The 15,654-nt window shown below is 45.8% G+C and carries 6 protein-coding genes and 3 pseudogenes; 7 read left to right on the top strand and 2 right to left on the bottom strand.

Going from position 1 to position 15,654, the window contains the following annotated elements; all coding sequences use genetic code 11:
* Positions 1–35 precede the first annotated feature (35 nt).
* Positions 36–1,019: pseudogene (locus tag AAHH42_RS11515) on the bottom strand (methyltransferase).
* A 443-nt stretch (positions 1,020–1,462) separates the two neighbouring features.
* On the opposite strand from AAHH42_RS11515, the gene AAHH42_RS11510 reads away from it, so the two are divergent.
* Positions 1,463–9,262 (top strand): C80 family cysteine peptidase, encoded by a 7,800-nt coding sequence (locus tag AAHH42_RS11510; RefSeq protein WP_342221170.1) that lies wholly within the window; start codon positions 1,463–1,465, stop codon positions 9,260–9,262.
* 89 nt (positions 9,263–9,351) lie between these two features.
* On the opposite strand, the gene ybaL is transcribed toward AAHH42_RS11510, so the two are convergent.
* Positions 9,352–11,058 (bottom strand): YbaL family putative K(+) efflux transporter, encoded by a 1,707-nt coding sequence (gene ybaL, locus AAHH42_RS11505; protein ID WP_072550942.1) that lies wholly within the window; start codon positions 11,056–11,058, stop codon positions 9,352–9,354.
* A gap of 286 nt (positions 11,059–11,344) precedes the next feature.
* Between ybaL and AAHH42_RS11500 the strand changes: the two genes are divergently transcribed.
* From AAHH42_RS11500 to AAHH42_RS11470, 6 genes and pseudogenes are all read left to right on the top strand, one after another.
* Positions 11,345–11,599: an IS630 transposase-related protein gene (locus tag AAHH42_RS11500; protein ID WP_342221169.1), complete on the top strand. Its 255-nt coding sequence runs from the start codon at positions 11,345–11,347 to the stop codon at positions 11,597–11,599.
* A 300-nt stretch (positions 11,600–11,899) separates the two neighbouring features.
* On the top strand, positions 11,900–12,124 hold the full coding sequence (locus AAHH42_RS11495) for a transposase (protein ID WP_240313743.1): 225 nt from the start codon (positions 11,900–11,902) through the stop codon (positions 12,122–12,124).
* An 81-nt stretch (positions 12,125–12,205) separates the two neighbouring features.
* Positions 12,206–12,331 (top strand): annotated as a pseudogene (locus tag AAHH42_RS14900) (IS91 family transposase); the annotation flags it as partial.
* Positions 12,332–12,940: 609 nt separating this feature from the next.
* Positions 12,941–13,837, top strand: coding sequence for an IS630 family transposase (locus tag AAHH42_RS11485; protein WP_342221168.1), 897 nt, complete (start codon positions 12,941–12,943; stop codon positions 13,835–13,837).
* A pseudogene (locus tag AAHH42_RS14895) lies at positions 13,762–14,560 on the top strand (IS701 family transposase); the annotation flags it as partial. The gene AAHH42_RS11485 and the pseudogene AAHH42_RS14895, both read left to right, overlap by 76 nt.
* Positions 14,561–14,618: 58 nt before the next feature.
* Positions 14,619–15,641: an IS630 family transposase gene (locus tag AAHH42_RS11470; protein WP_342222071.1), complete on the top strand. Its 1,023-nt coding sequence runs from the start codon at positions 14,619–14,621 to the stop codon at positions 15,639–15,641.
* Positions 15,642–15,654: the final 13 nt, after the last annotated feature.

Genomic DNA, 15,654 nt, shown 5'->3' with positions numbered 1-15,654 from the left:
TTGCTTAACAAGATAGCAAAGTATCAACGTATTTATTATTTTGGTTTAATACCGGTTATCACACTGTAATAACCTAAAGCGGGTGTTATTTTTATTTCACGGAAACCAACATCACCGAGCAACCTGGTTATTTCTGCACCTGAATATTGTTTTCCCTCTGTCCAACCTAGCATGATTACACTGTATGCTGCAGCAGCTAATGGACCCGAGCCATCATCATGATACAAAAGTTCATGTAAAATTATCATTCCCCCTGGGGATAAATCTTTAAAACTTTTTTTTGCTAGGAATTTATTTTTCTCTTATGGCCAATCGTGGAAAATATTAGAATAAAAATGGATATCAGCTTCTGGAAAGGAAGCGTTTTCGTCCCACATATTGCCCGAACGAGTTGTTATCTTCTTTTCTAAATCATAATCCTTCACGAATTTACTCGCTAATTCACATATTTCAGAAAAATCATAAATAATACCGTGAATATGTGGCCAGCGTGTCACCACACCCAGAGTGTGAGCACCAGACCCCCCGCCAATGTCCAACATTGTGTTATAAGTGGATAATTTCAGTTTATCCGGCCATATACTGGCAGCCCCCATACTTAACGCATGCATAGCATCAGTAAAAAGTTTTGCTTTTTCAGGTTGCTGTAAATGTGATGTAAATAACTCATCTTGATTGTATACCTGAGGCTGATTGTTTGTAATGGCCGCTCGAAGATTTGTTAGGGAAAAATTTTCACTGTTTTCATACATTAAATCCCAGAAATAACCAAAATAGTTGGGATTAATCTCCGATAAACGTTCCTCTAACAAATATTCTTTCGACACCCGGGTGAGTGAATAACCCTTTTCTGTGTATTCTATTAATCCCAATGCTCGTATGACAGATAAGATCGCATCGGCCGGTCGAGCGGCAAGAGTAAAACGGTTGCAAATTTCTTTTAAGGTTTTACTCTCCTCAGAAATATATTTAAAAATACCTAATCGGTGCGCAACCAGTACAGTAGGATACGCATACATACCCATCGTAATATCTAATATTATTTTGTCATCACACTTAGGTTGGCAAATAGTTTGCTTCATCATGACATCCTTCTTCAGCAACATCACAATTATTGTTGCTGGTTATATTTTTATGGCTGATATTGTATAAACTAATCATTCCAGATAAAAACCATTAAATTTATTAGACGAACAAAAAAACACAATCATCATTTTTTAACAGGGGATTTTCACTATAAGTGACAAATTTATCTTGATAATCCAGCATTCATGCAATTAAGAAGAAAAAATAAAATATAATCATTATTATATTTATAATTTTTACTGGTTGTTTATATTAAAAGAAGACTCCATTTTTTTATTAGACAAACTTCATGCAACAACTCTGCAACTTATTTGTATAAATACACTTTAATTTATACTCATTATTCTGACACCATATTAACTTTCAGGAAATAATCATGCCCCCTTATACACGCCACCCTAGCCAGATAGGTATTTCATCGCAAAAATGGATCGAACTGGTTAAACGACTCAGAAGAGTGGATTCATTAAATTTCCCTGCTCATACCGCAGGGGATAGAGCAGCAGAGGCCTTCCTGAAGCAGTTTACTTTTCCATTGGAAGACAAAATCAGCAAATATGATTTGCTAATTATTCATCTGGAGCAACATGACGGCAAAATTCCACGATGGGCGAGATCGTCTAAACATACCACTGCACGGCAAGTACAAGCCCCATCTGTTGTGGAACCAGAAAAATCCTGGACACAGCGAGTGCAAGAAAAGTTTGGCTCCCTTGAAGAAGGCAAGAAGCAAGCATTACAAATGCTGCAAAGGCTGTACCCACTGCGGCCACAGCATCTCGAGGAAGATACAGGGAAAATTAATGCGCTATGGAAAAGCTTTAATATGTCGGGTGAACTGCGACAACAACTGGTTTTTGAGTTGGCCAGCAAGGGAGTCATTCCGGTGTGGGCTGAACAGCACAAAAACCTGTCAATGGATGTCAATAATCCTGATAGATTTAAGCATATTCAAGACATGACTGATCCACAGATTGCTGGACAAGCAGGGGGCCGCCCTTCTTTGGAGGAAAACAAAGCGATTCATCATTTTTCCCCTGAATTTCTTACCACCTATGCTGCAACACAGGGCTATCAAATCAATAGAGAAAACGCCTTCTTTCTAACCCATATCAGTGGCGTATTTCGAGGTGATCACCGTACACCCCATGAATTAGCCGATGATGGAAAATTGCTTGCCTTCGAAGGCGGACATACCTGGAAGCACACCACAGATATCACACTTTGCAGCAGCACTCATTATCGAGATGCTATTGCATACGGTCGCAGTAATACAGGGGGAGTCGGAGGAGTCGGGGGTGCAGCACAATTTCACTACGGCTATCAAAATGATCCTACTTATTATGATTTTGATTCAGAAGACTCAGTAGATTCTAACGATTCAGATGCTGATCAAGCACTGCGACGCAGGCAAAAAGACGGCTTTGTCTACCTGATAGACACACGCGGACTGGAGGCCGTACCCGTGGGGGATAATAGCGTCCTGAATCCGTACAATTCAACGACCGGCGGCATGACGGTTCCCGCTGAGGTACACATTTCCGTTCCCGCAACGGGCATCCCTTCTAACCGTATATGGTTAGTCAACTCGGACGGCACAAAAGCCGTCAAAATTGATGACCTGTACAGACATTTTAAGCGCGATCTTTACGAGCTAGAAGAGCACACATTGAGCGGAGGGAGTTCAGAACACTACGAATCTTTATTTTATAAAAGCGAACAACGAGGACTCAAAGTGCTCAATATGAGCGACCTGACCCGATCAGGCACCACTCACAATGTTCGTTACTACCAACATGCTGATTATCCATTGATTAACCCGGGATTAAGCGCCCCAGGCTCTGGCGCGAGTAGGCATAATCACCCTCTTACACCTTCTACTTTTACGCTCATCCAGCCGATGGATGGCACCAGAACGCAATTAGGTCCAGACCGGTCTGATGAGCCTCTTGCGGCGGCTAAGCGAGACGACGTTACGAGCTGGCGCTCAACCTTTATCATCCCCGAAAAGCAGGATGGCGAAATACCTTACAACGGGTTCGATGGCCAAGTTATTGTTCAGCTGGAAGATGACCCTACAGTGATGGAAGCCGCGTCCGATCTGGCTGCCAAACGTCCTGGAGCATCGGTGTTATTTCAGCTAGATGCTGCCGGTGCTCTCCATTTGGTTTATGGTGATCCGAGCCTGCTGCGAGGTAATTTACGGTGGTATCTGGTGGGGCATGGCCGTGGCTATAATGAAAGTGATCATAACACCTTGGCGGGATACACGGCGAGTGAATTGGCGAAAAAAGTCGCTGACCTTAGTAATAGGCTTGACACAGACTACAGTGATAGCGGTATTCGTAGTGCACCTAGCTACGTCAGTCTGGTCGGTTGTGCACTGACTGATAATAATAACGGCGGCTACACTCGACAATTTGCGCTATCACTCAAAGAACAAGGGATCACGGCCGATGTCTCTGGGCGTAGAACCCCCATTATTGTTGATAGGGACGGCCGTAAATTCACGCGCTCAGCAGACAATCGCTGGATTAATGGTCTTGATGATAACAAGCTCGTGCTCACTTGGGATCAGCAAAACAAATTAATCCAGACAACGCATCTCAACATGCGTGTGACAAACATGCTAGATATTATTAACAAGATAAACGTCAATCAATTGCAACTGACGGCACTGAATAGCGAACAACAAAGGGTGCTCGCTTATTTCTTCCCTCGCCCCACCGATGGCTCGTTAGATATACAAAAAGTGGCCTCGTTAATCAAGAATCGCTGGCAATTTCAGCTGTTCATCAATAATACGCAGCACTTGTTGCAGTCTCCTCGAGCACAACGACAGTTAGCAACATCCAGCGGCAAAAAAGCGCTATTACAAAGTCATATTTGGCATGAAAAACAAAGCGATGTCATTGCAACCTGGCACGGAATTGCCACTGAACAAGGCAGTGTTAACCTGAAACTCGCTCCCCAAGCGCTATTTATCGGCGACGGCAGTCCCTATGCACGAGCATCGGCTACTGCAACCAGTCTGGCCTGGTTGGATAGCCAAGCGCAAGGAGGGAATGCCAGTGAAAACTACCTTAATGGGCTAAATAATTACGCCGACATTCACGAGCAGCGTGCCGAAGGCCCGCTTTCCGATAATGACACTCAGCAGGTGCAGCAATTAGACCCATTATTTGATCGATTACTCGCTGTACCTGAGGACCATCCCCGTGTTTTTATCCGCCAAAGCTTGCCAACAACCTACGCTGATGTCGCCTTGGGTCATTATTTGTTAAACATCGGGTCAGATACATTGACGCTATCGAAAAGCAACGATGGCTTTTCCCTGTATGATCCCACGGTAGGAACCCTGCGTATTACGGGTCCCAAAGCGAATCAGATACTCACGACAACCTTGCAAACATACTTGCGCCCTGTGTCACCGGGTCCGACAGGTGATCAGCAGCCTGCTTTACCGCCTATTACCCTGTATAAAGTCGATATGGCTGCCGCACAGACGCATTTTCCGACCTTGGCACCACTGCAAGACTTGCTCAGTGATTATCAAACGGAAACACAGCGTCTGGCAAACGCAGCCGATATTACCCTGAGTGAGGTCGTCATTCCGGCGCGTATCCTGAACAAAATGGGGGCCAGAGTGAGGGGTAAACCTTTTGCTATGCAGCACCTCACACAAGCTGATTTAGCCGACCAGCTGTCTTTTGATGCAAAAAAACTCTCTCGTTATCTACACCAAGCCGATTACAACGATCTCGCGACCCAGCAAGCGGTGCGTTTCCTCAAACAACAGATCGCCTCGAAAGGCTCGGTCGAAAGTGTACTGGTAGCCGATGGCGATGCTCAATCCCGGGTCAGTGCCCTGGCGCAATTACAAAAAATTCATCAGTATGTCACCCCGATGCTAAACCCTGAGGCGCTCCCTGATCAACACCTCACTGATCACACCGCAAAACTGACGCTACAGATTGATCCTACGCTCGGCGCCACAGTGAAAGCGGTCCCCGTTGCGCCACGTTGGGGACGGACTCAACGATTAAGCAGCCGTTTAGGCGGTACTATGCAAGGGTATGGTTATCTTCGGGCGTTGAGTGATATGGCTAAGTATGATGCGTTGCTGCAAAGTGACACACTGACCGCAAAGCAAAAAGAGCAGATCACTTTTGAGAAAAATCTGGCAATGTCCTCTTTGATCACTAACCTGGTGATTGATGTCACACAAGAAGGATTGGGTCGCTGGGGAAATCGTTTAACACGGCTGGGTGTTCGATCCGGTTTTAAACTTCAATTGGCACGATTTGGGGGCCCCGCACTGGGAGTATTATCCAGTGGTTTTGATATCTACCAAGCGCTTCGTGCTTTCAGCGAACTGGCCGCCACGACCGATCCTAAACTACGTCAAGATTTGATCGTCACAGGTTCCTTATCGACGGCCGGAGCACTGGTCAGCATCGGCGTACCCATCGCTTTTGCCGTCGGGGGCACCGCTGCCAGCGTAGCCGGCCCACTGGGTATTACGGTGGGAGCCGCGCTACTGTTGGCCGGCGCCATTTATTCTGCTGTGCGCGAAGTAGAAAACATCAAGAAAATCCTCACATTAACCGATTGGGAAACCTTGCGCAGCGGTTGGTTCGCCTTTACTGGGCAGGATCAGGAGCCGCATATCGCCAATCAGCTCATGCGCCACGAAACAGAACAGGCAGCACAGCGGATCCTGCAAGAAAAACGGCAAGAGACCGCTATCGCGTTATTACGTGCCAATATTAACATTGAAACCCTCTATCTGAGCCTGGGTCAACCCGATCTGGCCGAACGCAGTTACGATAAAGTCACAGCAATGGGAGAAAACGGGCGTGAGATCCTACGTGATAAAATCTCCCCCAAAGAAACGGTCAATCCTCGCACGCTCGCAGAGAGCACACTGATACCAAACCAGAACGCAGAATACCACTGGGGTAGAAATCTGTACTACCGTGACGGTCAATTAGAGCCGAGTGCCTATAAATATTACGACGTTCAGTTTTCATCAGCTGATGATGTGGTCAATAGTGCCGGGGAAGTGTCTGCTCAAGTGCTGAAAAAACCGTTTATGGGTGTGTTTAATCAAGTCGGTACCTTTTTCCGACAAGAAGAAGGCAAGCAAAAAACCCAGCTTCCTGGCCTGAATCCGCGGCAAAATGACTATCGCTCGGTGATGGGCGATTTTAACGGTGATGGCCAGCAAGATATTGGCTATTTTTCCACACAAGGGTTATCGCTATTACTTGCCGATGGCAAAGGCGGTTATGCTCAACCACAACTTATCGAAAAAGGTAAATTGATCGATGGCTTAACCGTACACACGTTGGTAGGGGACATCGACCATGACGGCAAAGACGATATCGTTATCACCATAGGCAGCGGAGAGCCTATTCGTATTCTGTTAGCCAAAGAGAACAATACCTTTATTGAAAAACCGCAACCCATACGCTTAGCTTTGTCATATTCAAGTGACGCTGCACCCGTGCTGCTAGATATAGACAGGGATGGCCATGCTGATCTTGTTTCATGGAGCCGGCAGCTTACCCCGGCCGTGAATACAGTTAAGGATCCTCGCGGTTATATCAACATCAGCTATGATAAAGCAGATGGCACCTTTGAGCGCTCCGCTTCACTGCCTTTCTCACAGTTAAAAGTACCCCAAGCCGCAGTATCCGCGCATACCCACCATGTTGCCGGTGATATCAATGGTGATGGCTACGGTGATCTCGTTACTCTGACTGCAGAAGGAAACCTCTATACCCTACTAGGCACAGGCGATCGGGCCAACCCCTTTAAGGCACAAGATGTACAACAGCATCAAGGCATGACACAACTCGCCAGAAATTTTAATACCGCGCAAATACAGCTACGTGATATGAATAACGATAACCGAGCCGATTTAGTGCTAATACAGGATAATGGCAACCACAGCATCGCTTACGGAAAAAGCGATGGCTACTTTGCGATAAACACCGAGGTGAAGCCTCAACAAGGCCAGCCGCGTCAGAACTTACTGGCGCTGCGTAACGAACATCAAATACTGGGTATTCGCACCGATGCACAGGGAAATAACCAGCTGTTATCCCTGAACAAAGCAGGCGAAATCAATGCGCATCCTTTTACTAGCACACCCCCTGAGGAACGCGTCGCCTGGTTTAGTTTAGGCGGTGGTAATGATGATGCTATGGGGCATCAAGAGCAGAAAAATATCTTCGAAGTCGGGGCCGGTAAAAAACGCTTTATTGGTGGCCGTAAAGCAGACACCTTCTTATTGATGGGGCAAGCAGCCCCACAGGATCAGCGTCATGCCAGTGTATTAAATGGTGGGGACCTGTCACCATCAGATAACGCTGATACGGTCATGGCGGCGATCAAACGGGATGGCTCAGGAGGCTATCATATCGATCTGACGGCGGGTATTGCTCGCTATCGTTCTAGTGAGAAAATTATCGCCAAATTGCAGCAGATAGAACATGCTGACGGGCACAGTGAAACTGATGACGAACTGATGGGGAACAGTGCTGACAACAAATTGAATGGCATGGGTGGCAGAGACGTGCTAAACGGTTACGCCGGTAATGACTGGTTAACGTTACAGGCCGGGCAGGCAAATGGCGGGGTGGGCATAGACACCTATCGTATTTTGCAAAGTCACAGCAATGCCCAGGTTGTATTGTCAGATACGCCCAACACGCAGGAACACAGTGCAGTATTACTGGACTACCTGGCAGCAGACATCGTTAGTATTACTATGGAAGACGCGGATGTGGTGCTAACACTGCGTAATAAAAATAAGACACATACCCAGGTATTTTTACGTGATATGTACAGCGCAAGGGTGGGTAACCAACGAACCCTGCAGCACAATTATGCACTCTATACCTATGACGGATTGCATCTCACGGGTTGGCCATCTACCCTGAGCCCAAAATCAGAGGGTAGCGTGCCGTCCCTGCCCAACTTGACAGCACGATATATCGCCATCCATGATAGAAGTCGCGCTGCAGCATTAAAAACAGTGCAACCCGGAGGCGATGTCAGCGCTCATCTGCAAGTAGTCGATGGCCGGGGACAGGTTGAAATCAAGGTTAACGACCAACCGGTCAGTAGTCATGCAGATAACAGCCCTACTGTTTTGCCAAGTTTTCTACAACTGGCTCTGGTCGGTACAAAATTTCACACCACCCTGACAGGGGATAACAAAGACAATTACCTGACAGCCTTACCGTTATCCGGACGTGAAGACACTAACCGTTTATGGCACCAGTACAGTTACGATACGCTAATGGGTAAGGGGGGTGCCGATACCTACGAGATTGGCAGGAGTGAACGCGGTATCTGGATTGACAATGAGGACGACGGTAGCGCGACAGGAGGAGAAGCGGCGCAGGACAGGCTGTTATTACCCTGGTCATTGAAAGAGACCCAGCTGATACAGGCCGGTAACGATATTGTGCTCCGTCACCGTGACACATCCGCTTCATACCCCATTATTCGTATTCGCCACTTTATGCAGGATGAACGTTATCGCCATCTGTGGCTGCAGGAAAAAAACGGCCTCCTTGCCGAGCTGTTCATTAACCAGGGGCAAGTTGTCATCGGGCGGGTGGACGTTAGCGAGCAGGATGACCATGTTGTCGTGCTTCACGAAAGCGCACTCATAGACAAAAAGATAGCATTACTTGATGGTGATGACAGCTTTAGCGATTTAAGCGACACAGATTGCCAGATAACAGGCGGTCGAGGTGATGACACCCTACTAGGCGGTGCTGGCAATAATGTTTATTGTTACGCCACAGGTGATGGCCACGACGCCGTGCAGGACAAAGGCGGTAATGACAGACTGGATTTCACCTCAGCAGAAATCAATAAAGACGCTTTATGGCTGGAAAAAGTAGGCTACGACCTCAGGGTTAGGGTTAAGGGGCGTGGTTCCTCTGAGGGTGTCACAATAAAAAATCATTACAGGGGGGCAGACTCGAGAATAGAAAAGATAATTGCCGGCGGCTTCCAGCTATCAGGTAACAGTATTGATCAATTAGCCGAGACCATGGCCAGTTTTTCCACGACAGCAAGTGTTTCATCCCCTTCCACCTCCTCCCTTTCCACACAGATTAACCGCCACTGGATAACAGTGTCAGCGGCATAGGAACAGGATAAACAGAAGAGGCATTTGTCAAAAACAGCGGATATGGACGGTTAAAATTAATCGCCCATGTCTTCTGTATCCTGCCCTGATTATTCTCTAAGCAGATTCATTGGGTTGGCCAAGGATTTATCTTCTTCAGATAACGCATTAATCTTCAACATATTAAACATACTATTGGCAAGCTCGCGTTCTCCCATGATCACCTGACTTGCCCCACACTTTGAGATATAAACCACAGCATCGTCATAATGAGCACGTACCAGAATCTCAATATCAGGTCGTTTAGCACGTGCAGAAGCCACGATTTCCCCCGCTTCGTAGCCGTCGGGAATAGTCAGTAGCAGCCAGCGGGCGGAGTCCAAACCAGCAAGAGACATGATTTCAGTATTAGTTGCATTGCCTTGTATTGCATTTATCCCTTGTTTTCTCAGTGTTTCTATCCGTGGACGTGAATTTTCGACCACTACCAGCGGTATTCCTTCAGCACTGAGCCTTGCCCCTAGTAAGCTGCCGACGCGACCATAACCCACTAATAAAGCATGATTGAATAAGTCAATTGGAATTTGTTTTTTTTCTTCAACCACCTCTTCTAAAATTTGGTCTTGTGATGTTTCTGTGTTACGTAGATAACGCTCAAGTAGGCTAAAGAGCAGTGGATTGAGCATAATGGAGAAAATCGCACTGGCCAGTACCAGATTACGACCATATTCAGGCAATAAACCGAGAGCACTCCCCAAACCTGCCAAAATAAATGCAAACTCCCCAATTTGCGCCAAACTTGCCGAAATCGTCAGAGCCGTGCGTTTTGAGTGACCAAATAGACGAACAAGCGTAAATGCTGCAATTGATTTTCCAAAGATGATAATGCTCACAGCAGCAATAATCGCTAAGGGTTCACGCACTAAAATTATCGGGTCAAGTAGCATGCCAACGGAGACAAAAAATAATACTGCGAAGGCATCACGTAGCGGTAAGGTATCCTGAGCAGCCCTGTGACTAAGTTCAGATTCATTCAATACCATACCCGCAAAGAAGGCGCCCAACGCGAAGGAAACATCAAATAAAGCCACGGCACCATAGGCAATACCTAACGCAAGCACTAATACGGCCAGAGTGAACAGCTCTCGTGAGCCGGTGCGAGCGGTTCTAACTAGGATCCAGGGAACCAAGCGGCTGCCAACAACAATCATCAACGTAATAAAAGCGATGACCTTACCGATGGTAATAGCCAATTCAGTAAGAAGTTGACGAGTACCGCTATTTTCATTCCCTAATACCTCAGCGAAAGCAGGAAGCAGTACTAATGTTAGCACCATAACCAAATCTTCCACGATTAACCAACCGATAGCTATTTTTCCACGTTGGCTATCAATCAGTTGCCGTTCTTCCAACGCGCGTAGTAATACTACTGTACTGGCGGTCGACAAACATAAACCAAACACCAGTCCAGTCATGGGCTCCCACCCTAACAGATGAGACAGACCAACACCCAACAGGGTAGCGACGATAATTTGAGCTATGGCTCCGGGAATAGCAATAGATTTTACTGCCAGGAGATCCTTAAGAGAAAAATGGAGCCCAACCCCGAACATTAACAAAATAACACCAATATCTGCCAATTCTGGCGCCAACGAGAGATCAGCCACAAAACCAGGTGTGAAAGGTCCAATCAAGACCCCCGCGGTAAGATACCCAACCAGGGGTGAAATACGCAGGCGATGTGCCAATGTTCCTAAAAAGAAAGCGAGAACCAAACCACCGACTATCGTAGTGATTAATGGGGTTGAATTGTGCATCCAGACTCCTATGAGTTGCTATATACCTACAGATCATACGAGTAATGTGTACTACCAATGGTAGCGTGTCAATGCTGGATACATTTGTTGCAAGCGTTTTTTTGGTTACGCACTATCACTGAAGACAGTTACATTTTTGTAAATGCGAGCCTATCCTGAAATTTGAACGCATACCTGTAATCAATGTGTCCTAAAAATCTGTCCGGTTTTACTTGACCACTACACCATCCTGATGGTAAATCTAAACTCGACCATATACAGGATATAGCATAGGCATTATAAATTGATGTATCATTTAAGAATGACTTATCCATTAAAATTCCGCCAACATGTATTGGCTATTAAAAAGCAAGAAAAGCTCACTTATGCTGAAACAGCGTCACGTTTTTGTGTAGGGATAGCGAGCCTAATGCGCTGGGCTAAACGTATCGACCCTTGCCTGACTCGTGATAAACCGGCGACCAAAATAAACCGTGCAGCGTTGCTCCTTGATGTGGAAACTTACCTTGATGCGTCTCAATACAAAACGAGCCGGGTTTAGCTATAAAAAAAACATTTTATCATCCCAAAATCGACGTCCAAGCTCGAAAAGATTTTCAGAGCAAGATTCAGGCCTATGAAGCCTGTAATACCCCGATAATTTACGTGGATGAAAGCGGTTTTGCCCATCATATGCCTCGTCTTTATGGTTATTCAATTAAAGGTAAGCGCTATTACGGCCAACACGATTGGCATGCCAAAGCACGAACTAACGTCATTGGCGCTCAGCTTAACGGAAAATTAACCACAGTTCTGCCATATCAATAGCGATATTTTTTATGCCTGGGTCACTCAAGATTTATTGCCAAAATCCCCTCGAGGGGCCGTCCTCGTGATGGATAATGCAAGATTCCATAAACGCCAAGACATCCAGTCTGCTAGACAGAAAGCCGGCTTTATTCTGGAATATTTCCCCACTTATTCCCCTGATATGAACCCCATTGAGCATAAATGGGCTCAAGCAAAAGCACTTCGGAGAAAGCGACAATGTGATATCGACACTCTCTTTTCTGACCCTTTATTTTAAATCAATTTATATCGCCTAAGCCATAAATATACGACATGACTCATCTTTATGTTGTAATTAGAATAGAATTGTTCTGCGATACGTGTTGACCCTCATGAATGCATAGTCTGTGGTTGTCGTTTAGTTTTAAGTGGGATAACACCCGGATTACCATGGCATAAATTAATAAATCATCATGAATCTCTGGCAAAAATGAAAGGGATTTAGCCTCTACAGGGAAGTTGCTCCTCATAAAATCCCAATGGGAACGATGGGTAAAGCGAAATCGCTGTTTGCGCATACGTACATCCATCTATCGGGAAGGGGGGGGAAAGCTCTTCATTATCTGCATTAAAATATCTACTTATTAAAATATATCTTTGAAAAAGTAGAATTTATAAAATAGTATTGATTGGGTTAATACCCCCCACCGCCATTTCTCAAAAACAAGATTTGGAACTGTTTAATCATTACGAACACGATGGCCGTGTTCGAGATCGAAGAGAGCACTACATCATAGATATCTGTGCTTATGTTGAAACAAGATTTGGTGTCTGTTACAGGGTATCTGGCATGACAAAATGGCTGAAGGCGCGTCGCTTCAGTTATAAGCAACCTAAAGCAACACCGGTTTACGAGTCAGACACAACCGGTTTTTCTCCTCAACCAAGGAGTTTCGTGAAGCTAAGCACATGGGCAAAAATTGCTCCCTTTCTCAGAGGCAGAATTAACGACAATTTTCAAACTATTGACGCCGTACCTTCAAGTTGAATGGATATATACCCATCGCCATTAAAACCACTGGAAAATTTGCTCAACTAGATTAAAAATAAGGTCATGAAAATAAACTCACTGACAGCCTCTCAAAAACAAGATTTGGAACGCCTTCATCGTTACGAACACGATGGCCGTGTTCGAGATCGAATCAAAGCGGTGTTGTTGAAAAATAAAGGCTGGAATAACAAAGCGCTTGCCCAAGCATTACGTATTCATGAAGAAACAGTAAGGCAACATGTAACAGATTGGCTTTCAGACGAAAAATTAAAGCCTGAAAATGGCGGCTCGTATAGTAAGTTGAGCGTGCATGAATCTTTATTGCTTGAAAAACACATTGAAAGCACGACTGATACCCGTGTCATCGATATCTGTGCTTATGTGGAAACCCAATTTGGCGTCTGTTACACCGTATCTGGCATGACAAAATGGCTGCAAGCGCATTGTTTTAGCTATAAGCAGCCCAAAGCGACGCCGGTTAAAGTGGATGTTGCTCAGCAAGAAGCGTTTATCGCGTCTTATTTCACTTTGCTAGAGAGTGCTCTTAAGAATAAACCGATTGTTTTTATGGATTCAGCCCCTCCAACGATGGTCACCAAAGTGGTCTGCGGTTGGATAAGGAAAGGCAAAGATAAGCCGCTGGTCAAAACAGGGGCAAAAACACGGGTTAATGTCATGGGTGCCATTGAATTGAGCACCATGAAGGTGGTCAGTGCCCGTCCTGAGCAGGTGAATTCAGAAACCACCGTCGCTTTTTTTGAGCAGCTCAAAGCTGCTTATCCTGATGCACAAAAGATACACATTATTTTAAATAATTCTGGCTATCATTGCCGTCAGCGAGTCAAAGACGCCGCAGTAGGAAAAAAGATAAGAATGGTAATGAGATGTCAGACTATCCCTGTACGAAAGACCTTTATAAAGCATTTTTACAAGCGAGTAGTGTCAGATATTCTGGTCTAGCGTTGTCAGAAGTGAGCCCGTCGAGGGTATCGCATGATAGCGTAAGCCGGTGGTTAAAGAGCCGGTGTTTTCGTCCCAAAGAGTTGTGGCAACTTGTCGCCCCCTCGATAGACCGGGAAGCACCTTGTTTTCTGATTGCGGATGATAGAGTGCTAGCCAAAAAACGGAGTAAGAAGATAGAGCGAGTTCATTATCACTATTCTGGTAATGAACATGATGTGATAGCCGGTATTGGTTTGGTTAATCTGTTGTGGCAGGGTCTTGAAAAGGGAGAGTCAGTGCCTATTGACTACCGAATTGACGACAAAGAGACCGACGGAAAAACAAAAAACTCGCATTTTTGCGACATGCTCAAACTGGCAAAAGCGAGGGGTATAGCCCCTGAAGCGGTGGTAATGGATGCGTGGTATTCGGTATTCAAGTTTAGATAATCTCAACGCCATTCGTTCTCCTGGCTGGATTGGGGTCACCACCTTGAGAAAGAACCGGATAGTTAATCGCAACGTCACATTAGCCTCACTTGATATTCCAGAAGAAGGGCTTTCAGTACACCTGCGGGGCGATGGTTGGGTGACAGTCTTCAAGTTTGTGACCAAACACGGTCGCATTGATTATGTTGCAACGAACAAAGAGAACCCCACCCGGGAACAGATGAAGGCTGTCACCGAGGCCCGTTGGTCTGTTGAAGTTTATCATCGGGAAATCAAACAAACTTGTGGTATATACCCGTGATCAATGAAGATGCTTGATTTTGAAGTCGATAAGGATCATGCTCATAGCCATGAAAATAGAGCTGACTGCTGACCAGAAAATTACCCTCGAAGCCCAACATCGTCAAAGCCATGACCGCCGTGTCTGTGACAGGATCCGGTGTGTTTTGTTGTCCGCAGACGGCTGGACTCCCCCTATGATTGCTCACTCACAGCTCATTAATGAAACCACGGTGCGGCGCCACCTTACAGACTATCATAAACTCAACAAGCTCAAGCCTGAAAATGGCGGCTCCGATGGCTATCTCAATGCGGAACAGACCACGTCGCTGGTTGAACATCTCACCCAGCCGCTCTACCACCACAATCACCAAATTGTGGCGTATATCGCTGGACGCTGGAACATCACCTTTACCGTATCAGGTCTGTATAAAGGGTTGAAGCAGCAGGGCTTTAGCTATAAAAAGCCGAAAGGTGTTCCGCATAAATTTGCCGTTGAGAAACAGCAGCAATTTATAAAGACCTACAGCGAATTGAAAGACGCCGCGGGTAATGACCCCATACTGTTTATTGATGCCGTTCATCCGACACAAGCCGCAAAAATAAGCTACGGCTGGATACGAAAAGGCCAGGATAAAACGATAGAGACCACCGGGAGCAGAACGCGGTTGAATATCATGGGAGCCTTGAACATCCAGAATGTGGCTAACCCCATAATCCGTGATGATGAGACGATTAACAGCGAAAATGTGGTTCACTTCCTGTCTGCCATTCGCGCGCATTATCCCATCACGACAACGGCACATGTGATCCTCGAGGGTGCAGGCTATCACCGTTCACAGCTTGTGCAAGACGCCGCGCTTACGTTGAATATCCAGCTTCATTACCTTCCGCCGTATAGCCCGAATCTAAACCCGATAGAGCGATTGTGGAAGGTGATGAATGAGCAAACACGAAACAATAGATATTACCCATCTAAACAGAGTTTTAAGAACGATATCTTAAACTTCTTTGAGGTGAAGCTACCACAAATGGCAAGTTCTCTGGTATCTCGCTTAAACGATAATTTCCAGGCGCTAAATCCTGCATCTTGATTTCACTTGGGTA

Origin of the sequence: Candidatus Fukatsuia endosymbiont of Tuberolachnus salignus (assembly GCF_964030845.1) — a bacterium.
GTDB lineage: Bacteria > Pseudomonadota > Gammaproteobacteria > Enterobacterales > Enterobacteriaceae > Fukatsuia > Fukatsuia symbiotica.
This window is presented reverse-complemented; position numbering and strand designations above follow the sequence as displayed.